This is a genomic window from Pseudomonas sp. P9_2 (assembly GCF_034008255.1).
Classification (GTDB): Bacteria; Pseudomonadota; Gammaproteobacteria; order Pseudomonadales; family Pseudomonadaceae; genus Aquipseudomonas; species Aquipseudomonas synxantha_A.
On the sequence record NZ_CP125376.1, the window covers coordinates 354,660 to 366,360 of the forward strand.

3 protein-coding genes are annotated in these 11,701 nt (G+C 58.6%); all 3 read left to right on the forward strand.

Annotation, left to right across the window (positions count from 1 at the left end):
* Positions 1–265 precede the first annotated feature (265 nt).
* Positions 266–5,656, forward strand: coding sequence for a hypothetical protein (locus QMK52_RS01650; protein ID WP_320403746.1), 5,391 nt, complete (start codon positions 266–268; stop codon positions 5,654–5,656).
* Between the two features lie 119 nt (positions 5,657–5,775).
* The gene (locus tag QMK52_RS01655) at positions 5,776–10,812 is read left to right on the forward strand and encodes a hypothetical protein (RefSeq protein ID WP_320403747.1); all 5,037 of its coding nucleotides are present in this window, start codon (positions 5,776–5,778) and stop codon (positions 10,810–10,812) included.
* Between the two features lie 269 nt (positions 10,813–11,081).
* A complete protein-coding gene (locus QMK52_RS27295; protein ID WP_413817829.1) occupies positions 11,082–11,594 on the forward strand; it encodes an ecotin family protein in 513 nt (170 codons plus the stop codon).
* Positions 11,595–11,701: the final 107 nt, after the last annotated feature.

Below are 11,701 nucleotides of genomic sequence, written 5' to 3' on the forward strand. Positions count from 1 at the left end.
CACAATTTCAGTGGTAGCTCGTGGGAATAAGCCGGCTTACGAAGGAGCTTTAACTGGTTTTATCCTGAAAGCCGCTGACCAAAACGGCGGCGAGTATTGCACAGCATTGGTGCATCGTCATGCCCTGCGATGGCGCAATTGCCGACGCCCGGCTCAAGTCCTTCACCCCATAGCGACACCCACCAGAAAGAAACGAGAACGGTCCCGCTGCAGCCTGCCTCCGTAAAAGGCACGCTCGGCCAGTACCTTCAACGAGATTTCACGGATGACTGACTTGACCACCAACGACAGCCCCTCCCCCATTACTCAGACCACCCTCGACCAAGGCAAGACGCAACGCCAGAGCAGTGACAGGCAAATGCTCCAAACATTGATCGAACACTTGAAAATCCGCTCGAACGCCCCGGCCACTCTTCTGGTCATTACCCCACATTGCTCCCTGGACTGCTGGCTGCAACTCTTTCGCGAGGCGCTCAACCGTCCGCAATTACTTGTCTGGGCCCAACGTCGCTCAATGCGCCTCACCGGCATGACCCTGCGCAACGGAGCGCTGTACGCTAAAAATGCGACCACGCCGAGCGTCACACTGAGCGACGACAGCGGTTGGCGGCGTTTTACACCACCGATTTTGCATATCGCCCACGTCATCGATCCAGACGCCATCGGCCTGCCCTGCCCGCCGCCCAAGGATCAAAACCCACCCCTGCAACTGAGCGCCCGGCAGGTCTTGAGGTTCTACGGCTACCCACAACCGCAAAACCGCATACAGCGTGAGATGGTGATCGAAGAAATGAGTCGCCTGTATTCGTTTTGCGGCAGCGCCGGTTCGCCCAGCCTTACAACCGCGTTCGAGCAATCGAACCAAGACCTGCGCGCTTTGGCTGAACAACTGATGGCCAGCATCATCGCCGCGGATCTGGACGAAACCGCGTTCAGCCCACACATGCTGGACCGGGCGCGATTGCAGTTAACGTCGCAATCGTTTTGCGCCAAAACCCTGAAAAGCGCGGCGACGTTACTCAAGGGCATCATCGAGCACCCGGGGTTTGAGGCATTGGACCAAACCCGTGACCTGCTACCTGACGAATATGATTTTGACCCCCGCATACAGACGATCAGAGGCGTAAAGGCCGATGGCGTGCCTGTCAACATCGGCCGTGAGCTACTGGCGCCGCTGTCGGCGGGCGAACCGCTTGAAAGCCTGATGGTCGTTGCCCGACGCCTGGACCTGAACATCCATGTCGACACCAAGATAAGCCAGGCGCAATTGCTCAGACTCCACGGCCTCGAACTGCCTGGCACCCGCGAGGCTGCCTGGGACCTGGTTGCACGACTGCGCCGCAGTGACCCCCTACTTATTCCTCCCAGCGGTGACCTGGCCAATGCCGATGTCGCCTTGATGGATCACCGCCAACGGCTCGCCATTGCCCATGATCGCGACACCCTGGCGGCAGCGGTGAGCAACATGCTCGTGAACAAAACACCCAGCCCCGCGCATGCCGCCCCCCTAGTGATGCTGACCGACACCCCGCTCCCTCACCCCGCCCTTACGCCCTCGACACCGCAAAAGCAGACAGACCTTAAAAAAGGGCTGCAGCGCTATAAACTCGACATGCCGATAAAACAGAAGGCGCTGCAAAAAAACCTGTACAGCCTGGAAACCACCCAACCCGCCTCCCCCAGACTGGGAAACTATTGGGCTGCCCTGGGCATGCCTCAACCGGACACACTAACCCTGTCAGCCGAGCAACGCGCCAAGGTCATTCGTGTCACCCGTGATTTTTTACCCAGCCCCAATACAGGTTTAATCGACCTGTTGGCCGCCGACCTGCTGGCGGATCACACCCTCCCGGCCGAAGCCGATGAACTGCTGCACAAATTACTCGCCCGCCCAGCGGTGCAAAGGCTGGCGGATCTGTTGATCAGCGCTGTGCAGTGGTATGGCCACGCAACCGATGAGACGACCAATCAAGCAAGCCGTGACGCCCTGATATTGGCCGCATTGATCCTTAACCTCGATCCACACGCCGGTGAAACACGCTATAGGGTGGCCGGCCTGAACCTCAATCACAGCGATTACTGGGGGCGGTACTACTCGCCATTACGTACCATCATCGAATTGCACCTGATCGACAGTGGCGTCGCGACCTCCGCCACCGCCGCGTTGGCCGCGCATCTGTTGCTAGCCGGTATCGCGCCTGAGTTCCTGGTCCAGGAGATTCCTGACTCGCTGTATTTCATGAGTTCTCACGCCTGGATGCTCTTCAAGCACGGCGTGATGCTGGCAGAAGCGCTCGCCTGTGGCTCATCCAGACACCTGACGTTCAATGACGTCATGACCCTGGCCATGCAAGAGTCGGGCAACCGTAGGCAACAAGAATGGCGCACACATTACGCGACCGGCAGCCTGATCGACTGGGCGGTTGCCCAGGGCGAACTGCAAGCCGCGCCCGCCGATCATGCCTATAGCGTGGATGAGATCGATGTCGTCAAAAAAAACCTGGACACGCGTATCGAGGCATTGCGCAAAGCCTCGACACTCTTCGCCACCCCGCTCACCACCCGCCGAAGTCTTGCACGCAAGGACCTTGAAAAAGCGTTCCCCAAAAACCGATTCCTCACGCGCAAATGCCTGCATTGGAAAGCCAGCCCCACCCAAGTCCCTCCCCCACACCTCCTGCCGGGTATAAACCCGCAATCATTGGTGGAGCTGCACATGAGTGGTCACTTGCAGCCCTTTGCAGCACAGTGGCATTCAACACGCCCAGGCATCGACCTGGCGAACATGAAAGAGCACTTCGCCAAACTGGCGGATATCAACATGCTGTTCCAGACGGTTTGCGAGACTCGGGTAAAGGCACTCAAGCAAGCCTACACCTGTGTCATTCAATACCTGCTGTCACAGCTGCCACTGGCCGATCGTTTGAAACTGCAAAAAGGCGACGTGCAACTGTTGGTGATGCGGCAACCAGCGAAAAAACCACCTCACCTGGAGGCGCTGAGCGAACGGATGGCCCGCACAGGCAGGCTCGGTTTTATCCTGAGCTGCAAGGTAAACGGCAATGTTCATTACTATGAGCTGTTTCCATTACTGAACCTTGTGTGCAAAAACGATCGTATTCCATCTGGCCTGGTACTTGGCGGTGTGTCCATGACAGTGACCACCGGCAATCCCCGTAGCATCCAACCGACCACAGTCATGTACTTGGGCAGCCGGTTACCCATTGACGAACAAGCCTACTTGACAGGTCGACCACCGAGGCCCGATCAGCATTCAACCGTGGTGCTGGATCAACTATGGCACTTCGAGGCCGCGCCGACACTCGATTCACCGTTGACTTTCGACTCGCCCAGATGCCGCAGCCTGGCGAACACCATCGTCGAACAACATTTCTTCCTCGATATCGATGCCTTGCTGGTACAAGCCCGGGAGTCGACCACCCTTGAGAAGAGAACACAAAACGCCGAGAACCTCTTCAAGGTGCTTTTAGGTTTCATACCTTTCTGGTCCTGCGCCCACGACCTGACCTCTGGCGAAATCAATCGCCAGGTAGAGGGGGCCTGGGGGTGTGCCTTCGATGCAATTGGCTTGTTCCTCCCAACCAAAGGCTTGCTGGTCGGCGGCGTAAACCGCCTGAGAAACACCGCCCCGGCCTACGTAAAACTCCTGCAAGTGGCCAAACTCAGTGCCCGCTACCTGAACGACACCCTCAACCCTCTCGACCTGGCGCCGTCCCTGGTGCGCCTTACCGGATATGGCCTGATACAGCTGAATCAATCAGGCCAACAGGCATTGAACACAGCACTGCGCAATGCCCGGCAGCAAAGCGTGCCTGGAACCGCCACCCCCTACACCCGGCTGATAGACAGGGCCGATGCAGGGCCGGCAACCGTGACGCACACTGATGGTTTGACTGACCTGCTGGTGATTAAACGCCCGCTCGCCTGGTATGCCTTCGACAACTTCAGCGCGCGACCTTATGGGCCTCAAATACAGAACTTGCGCCTCGCCAACGCCATTGCAGTCACCCCCGTCAGCACGGCGGACGGCTACAAGGCGCTGGTGGCGCAACCACTTTTCGAAACGCCGCCTTTGATCATGCAACGGGCCAATGCCACTGACCTGCTGGACCAGGACCGCGTATGGCGCCTGAGCCATAACACCCCCAGTCATCTGGACGAGTTGAACTCACCCACCTTTTTCAACCTCACCGACGAGCTCGATTCCGTATGCACGCCCGGCAGGCAAAAACGCAGCCCGATTCCCCTCATCTGCTTCACCAAAAAACTCTATCCGCACCAACGCTCGATCCAGAAGCGCCGAGTCCAGGCGCTGGAACATATCCGACTGATACCCGCCCCGCTGCAACTTGTGGGCAAACGCAAGCTGGTGATCAACCGCTGTGTCCATGAGGTAAACCCTCATGGCATCGGATTCAGGCTTACACCGTTACCTGCGCACCCTCCCCTGCAGTACAGGCCACAGACCCACGGCACGTTCATCAACGAGCCCGAATTCGGCCTGCCCAACGCTCAACTGGACATCCAGTTGAGTACCCAAAGCAGTGTCGTGAAACTCAAAGGCATTGTTGATGGCATCGATGACAACCGCACCCTGCGGGCGCTGATCGTTGACCTGTCTCCCCCCAGCGTGACGGTTGGCAAACACCTGGTGGTCGAAGCCGACGTGGGGGTTTTTTACAAGACGACCACCGTCGCGCCAGGCTCTGGCGACCTACAGTTTGACTTGCTCAATTACAGCCGGGGCGGCGACGAGAGCGCACTGATCAACGCCTACGGTGACCTGAAGAACCAATACCTGCACTCAGGGGGATTTATCGTCGACCAACCGCTGGTGACCCTGCCGACCCTGGAAACGCTATACCGACAGTTGTTCCAGCGCGGTTTTTCCGCCGAAAAGGTTGCACTCATCCGCACCAGGACCAACGCGCTTAAAAAACTCAAACAACGCGAGTTTTTGCTGAACACCTCCTCTGAAGGACGACGCCTGAACATTAACGTCGTCGCCGAACCGATCACGCTTGATACCTGGGCGCCCAACCCCATCACCCAGCCCAGCACCGATCAGATCAACCGCTACCTGGCCGAGCAGGCCTATGCCAGCACCCATGCACGCGTTGAAACAACCGGTATCGGCTCGGCCAACATCAAGGGCGTCACCCGAAGCGAAGCCCTTCGCGCGCAGACAGCCGAGCCCGTGGTGATGTGGGAATACAGCAAGATTGGCCATCCCAACTACACCGAAGTCATTCTCAAGACCGGAGCCGGCAATTGCGACCAGTTGGCCCATGTCGCCCGCGAGCAGATTCGTAGCAACGGCGGTACCGCGCAATTGTGGGGGACGAACCCACCCGCCCATGCATTCGTGCTAGTGGGGACACCGCCGGTAGGTCTGCACCAAACAGCCGACTTCAGCCAAGCGCAATGGGCGGGCTTATGGATTTGTGACCCCTGGACTTCGATTGTCTGCCCGGCAAACAAATACATGAGCAAACTCATCGCCACCATGGAAGCTTGGAACAAGAACAAGCTCTCGGTGTTATTCAATGACGGGGTTCAATATCGCTGGGGGCCAGCCAATGACGCCGCCTGGCTGAACTTGTTGAACACCAGCATTAAATACGCACTGACATAACTCCACCCAGCCTTTATGCAGGGTTAGCGGGCAACACGCGCGCAGAACTTGCACGACAGTCAGCATTAAAGACCGCGCCCCCTGCATAGCGGCGGTGATCACCAACGAGACATTTCCAAATGACAGACTTCCCACCCCCGCACAATCCTCCCAACCCATCGCTGCGCCAGGATGGCAACCAGCAAATGTTGAACACCTTGATCGAGCACCTCAAGGCCGGCCCGCACCCCCCATCGACTTCACTCATGGTGCCGCTCCATTGCTCCCTCGGCCGCTGGCTGCTGCTGTATCGCCAAGCGCTTGAGCGCCCGTCTTTCCTCACGTGGGCCGAACAGCAGGGCTTCAAGCCGATTGACGTGAGCGTGCGTAACGGGGCACTGCTTGCCAACGGCACAGCATTCACCCTTGAAGGTGCCAGCGGTTGGCGGCAACTCGCGCCGCCCATACTGGCCATCGCCCGGATCATCGACCCTGATGCGGTCGGCCTGCCTTATCCTGCCGATAACCTGCTGCTGAGCGCCCGTCAGGTACTACGGTTCCATGGCTACCCCCAACCGACCACGCTTGCCCAACGCGGCGTGCTGATTGACGCACTGGGCAGGACCGAATCTGCGCTCGCGGACGCGTTCGAGCGACTGAATCAGGATCTGCGCGCGGCAGCCAATGCACTGCATGCACAGATCATCGAAGATGACCTGAACGAACACACATTCAACCTGTTGAGTGTGTACCACTGCCGTTTCCCGCTGGCTGGTGGCTCGTTCTGGGCCGTGACCATGCAGACCGCCGCAACGTTACTCGGGGAAATCACTGAGCATCCGCAGTTTCTCGCCTTGACTCGCCCCGATGCACTGACCCCCGGCCTGTACGAATTTGACCACCAGCAACACTCGATCAAAGGCGTCGGCCCTTGGGGTCAACGGGTAGACATCAGCCATGAACAACTGTCGCAGCTGCCGCTGGGCGATCGCCTTGAACGCTTGCAAGCCTGCGCTGCGGCCATGAACCTGTTCGTCCATCAGGACGGCCAATTCAGCCTCGCACAGTTGCTCAGCTTGCACGACCTGCCGTTGCCCGATAATCGCGAGGCGGCCTGGAAGCTGATGGAACAACTGCAGCGCAGCGAACCGGTGCCGGTGCCGCCCGTGAGTGATCTGGCGCATTCCGACGTCGCCTTGCGGCAGTATCGACAACGCCTCGAAACCACCCGGCTCGCTAGCCCCCAGCTAGGCAATTACTGGGAAGCCCTGGGTATGCCACTACCGGGTGCGCTGACCCTTTCAGCCGAACAACGCGCTAAGGTGATCCACATCAGCGCCACGTTTGTCCCACAACCCAGCTCCGGTTTGTTCAACCTGCTGGCCGCCGACCTGCCGCCCGGGCCACCGGATGAACAACTGCAACAACTGCTTGCCGCTCCCCGTGCGCAGAAGCTAGCCGACTCGTTGCTCGGCGCCGTGGGCTGGTTTGGACACGCCCCCGGTGAAACGACCAGCAACGCCAGTCGAAACGCATTGGTTCTTGCCGCGCTGATCCTCAGTCTCGACCCGCAGGCCGCACAAGCGCGATACACCCTCGCCGGCCTGAACCTGAACCACAGCGATTACCATGGGCATCCTTATGCAAACCTGCGCCGCTCACTTGAGCTGCACCTGATTGAGGCCGCTGTTGCTACGCCTCAAACCACAGCGTTGGCCGCACACCTGTTGCTGGCCGGTGTCGCACCGGAATTTCTGGTGCAAGGCATCCCTGACTCGCTGTACTTCATGACCTCCCACGCCTGGATGCTGTTCAAACAAGGCGTGATGCTGGCAGAAGAGCTCGCCTGTGGGTCAACACGACAGCTGGCGTTCAGCGACATCATCGCCCTTGCCACCCAGGAGCCGGCGACGGACCAGGAACGTTTGTGGCGCGAGCATTACGCCACCGCCACGCTGATCGACTGGGCAACCGTCCACGGCGAACTGCAACCTGTGCAGACTTATCGAATCGATGAAATCGACGCCGTCAAAGAACGCCTGAAAGCCCGTATCAAGACCTTGCACGAAGCAGCCGAATCCATGCGCAGCAAGCTCATCACACGCCGCAGCCTGGCCTTGATGGACCTTAAGCGCGTCTTCCCCACCCACCGCGGGCTGAAGAAAAAATGCCTGCAAGAAGGGCAAGGCCCCTCTCGGCTCCCCTCCTACAGACCGACCACGGGCGTAAAGCTTCAGTCGTTGGTGGATCTGCATATGGGTGGCCACCTGCAGCCCATTGACGACAAATGGCGCTCAACCGACTCCAAACTCGACCTCTCCCTGCTGAAAAAAAACTTTGGCCAATTGCGCGATGTCAACGCGCTGTTCAGCGAGGCCGCAGGTGCTTACACCCAACGACTCAAAGAGGCCTATATCCGAGCGATCAGTTACCTGCTGTCGCAGTTACCCCTGGCCGACCGCAAGTGCTTACACGAGGGGGAGGTACAACTGCTCGTGGTGAGGCAAGCCGCCAGCAAACCGCAGATCGACGAAAGGCCCGGAGAAAAAATGGCCCGTACCGGCCGGTTCGGCTTCATCCTGCGTTGTACGGCAGGCAACAGCTTCCATGACTACGAACTGTTTCCCCTGCTCAATCAAGTGCAACAAAACACCCGCCTTCCCGCCATCCTGGAACTGGGAGGCCGCCCACTCAAAGTCACCACCGGCTCCCCCCACAGCACACGACCGATCGCGTATTTGCATGAGGGCAGTCGTCTGGCCATTGATGAGGACGCCTACTTCAAAGGCCACCCACCCACACCTGGCAGGTATTGCACCGTTATCGTGGATCGCCTCTGGCATTTCGCGGGGCTTGCGGCCACGGCCCGTCCGCTGGTGTTCGACTCGCCAAGAAACCTCACGTTGGCGAGCACTATCGTCAAGCACCACTTTTTCATCGATGTCGATATCTGGGTGGCCCAGGCCAAAGGCTTGACCACCCTTGAAGAGCGAAAAAAAAACAGCGAGCAGTTGTTAGAGGCGCTGCTGGGCTTCATACCCTTCTGGTCCTGCGGCCACGACCTCGCGTCAGGGGAAATCAAGCGTGTGCTCGATGGCACCCTCGCCTGTTTCTTCGACATGCTTGGCTTGATCATGCCGACCAAAGGCTTTATTACCAGCGGCTGGAGCCGCCTGATCAAACCCGCACCGACCTACTTGAAACTGCTGCAACTGGCCAAACTCAGTGCCACCTTTGTCAATGAATTGCTCAACCCACTGGAGGCGGTGCCATCGTTGGTGCGCTTGACGGCCCATGGCCTGGCCAGGTTAAACCACTCAGGCCAGCGGGCGCTGGCGGGCGCACTGCGTCATGCGCAACAACGGCTGGCCCATGGGACAACGATTGATTATGGCCGGCTGATCAACCGCGCCGACGTCAGGCCTGGCGTTCTGATACACCCTGAGGGGCTGACGCCTCTGTTGGCGATCAGGCGCGCCAACGCCTGGCATGCCTTTGACCCCTTCAGTGCAAGGCCGTACGGTCCCGCGCTGGAAGGTTTGCAACTGGACACGACGATGGCCGTCACCCCGGTCAGCTTCGCCGACGGCTTCAAGGCGCTCGTTGTAGAACCCTTTTTCGACACAACGCCCTTGCTCATTCAACGCGCCGACGCGACCGACTTGTTGGACCAAGGCCGCGTCTGGCGTTTGTCCCATAAACACCCCAGCCAGCTGGACGAACTCACCTCAGCGCCCCATACCAAGCTTACCGACCACTTCGACACGGTCTGCCCCGTCGACAGAGCAAAGCGCAGCCCGGGAGTGCCCCTCATCTGTTTTACCAAAAGGCTGTACGCCTTTAAGGATTCGATTCATAAACGTCGAGTCCAGGCGCTCGACCATATTCGCATCCAGCCAGCACCGATGATCGATGGCAACAAACGCCAGTTGGTCTATTACCGAAACGTGCATGATGTCACCCCGTACTACGACAGCTTCGAGCTGACCCCTCACCCCCAACCCTCAGCATTGATCTACCAACCGCAGGTCAGCGGCAGGCGCGTAGACAACGAGCCGCAGTTCGGCTTGCCCGAAGACGACCTGGACAACCTGCTCACCCGTAAAACCCAAGTGGTGGAAATCGACGGGCTGGTGAACTTCATCAATGACCGCAGAACCCTCCGGGCGCTGGAGATCACCCTCCCCAACACGACAACGCCTTACTGGGTGGCCGAGGCCGATGTGGGTGCTTTTTACCGGGCAGACGCAACGCCCAGCGGTGCCGACACCTTGCAATTCCACCAATTGAACTTCAGCCAAGGCGGGGACGATACAGCCCTGATCAGGGCCTATTGCGATATCAAAATGCAGTTCTTAAAAGCCGGCGGGATGATTCCCGACCAACCGCTGGTGACACTGCCGACCCTCGAAGTCCTGTACCGACAGTTGAGCAAGCGCGGATTTTTGCCGAAAAAAATCGAAAATATCCGCAAAAAGGCCAGCACCCTGAGGGTCATCAAGCAGCGGGAACTGCTGCTTAACGCCTCGGACGAGGGAAGGCGCCTGGATATCAATGTGGTCTCGCGGCCGGTGCAGCTGGACATCTGGCCACCCAGACCCGCCACGGGTGGCCCGTCCAATAAATACTTCGCAGAGCAAGCCAACGCCAGCACCCAGGCAGTGGTGGATAGAACCGGCCTGAGATCCAACAACGTCGTCGGGGCGACCCCGGATGAAATCCTGCGACTGCAAGAAGCTGAACCCGTTGTGTTGTGGGAGTACAGCCAGATCGGTCACCCGAACTACACCGAGGTCATTCTCAAGACCGGTGCCGGCAATTGTGACCAAATGGCCCATGTGGCGTGTGAAATGATCCGAACCAATGGCGGCGTCGCTCATGTGTGGCGCTGCCGGGGCCATACCTTTGTGGTGGTGGGTACGGCCCCTGCGGGCTTGACCCAGACCCTGGATTTCCAGGGCACCGACTGGGCGAACCTGTATATCTGCGACCCCTGGGCGTCCATTACGTGTGAGGCGCAGGACTATATGCGGCAACTGAACATAAAAATGAGAGTCTGGTACCTGGAGGACAAGCTGGTGTTTTTCCATGATGGCGTGAGCCGTCGCTGGGCACCGGCCAATGACTCGACCTGGCTGAACATACTGGAGACCAGCATTAAATATCCGCTGCCATGAACACATTTTTTCCCAACCGGCCCGAGGCCAACCCCGCTGTAGACTGGCCGCGCTCAGCCAAGGTCGCGTGGTCACAAGTGGCCAAGTTGCTGCACCTGCCAGGCCAGAGTGCCGACGGCAGCACCCTGGCCACGCAACTTGAAAAATACCGCCACTCTCCCGATGGCCTGACCGTGTCGGGCGCAGGCGTAATTAATTACCGGAGTCAGCAGAGGCAGAAGTCGTTAAATCGCCTAGTCGTTCAACAACCGAACTGAAAAGGCAACATCATGGACATTACCCAATCCGTTATCTCTGAAATAGTCACTGCCGTCGTGGCAGCGCTTGACTCCACGCCCACCATCGAGCCCCCCATAACCCCATGCGTTAATTCACCTGGGACACCTAATCGACCTGAAAACGCGTGGGTTCCCCCCACCTATAGAAAACATATTTTCTGGCTGGATAAACGCAACAACGAAGAGAGTCTCGTCGTTGTTATCCATGGAGGGATACTCATGGACAATGACTGTGCCGACTACATAGTAATGCCCGGAGTAGGCGGAGAGCTTCGTATGACTGACGCAGGCTACTACCAGATCGACCGCCCCCATCCACAACACTCCCATCTGAAGAGACCGCGCCTGACCTGCGGTTCCCTTCCCCGCAGAAGGCATCCTCTGTACCTGCACAATAACGTTCTGAACTACTCCAGTAGCAATCCGATAGTCATTCATGCACACGAAGACATTAATGTCTCATACGTGGTACAGGAGAAAAGAGCCGAAGCAACCACCGGCTGAGCCCTCACAGTACACATTCGCTGAACAAGAAGCGGCGCATGGGCCTGGGCGGGCCACAGCGGCCTGGTGTTACGCAGGCGTTACTGGAACGGGGCCAGGCTTGCAAC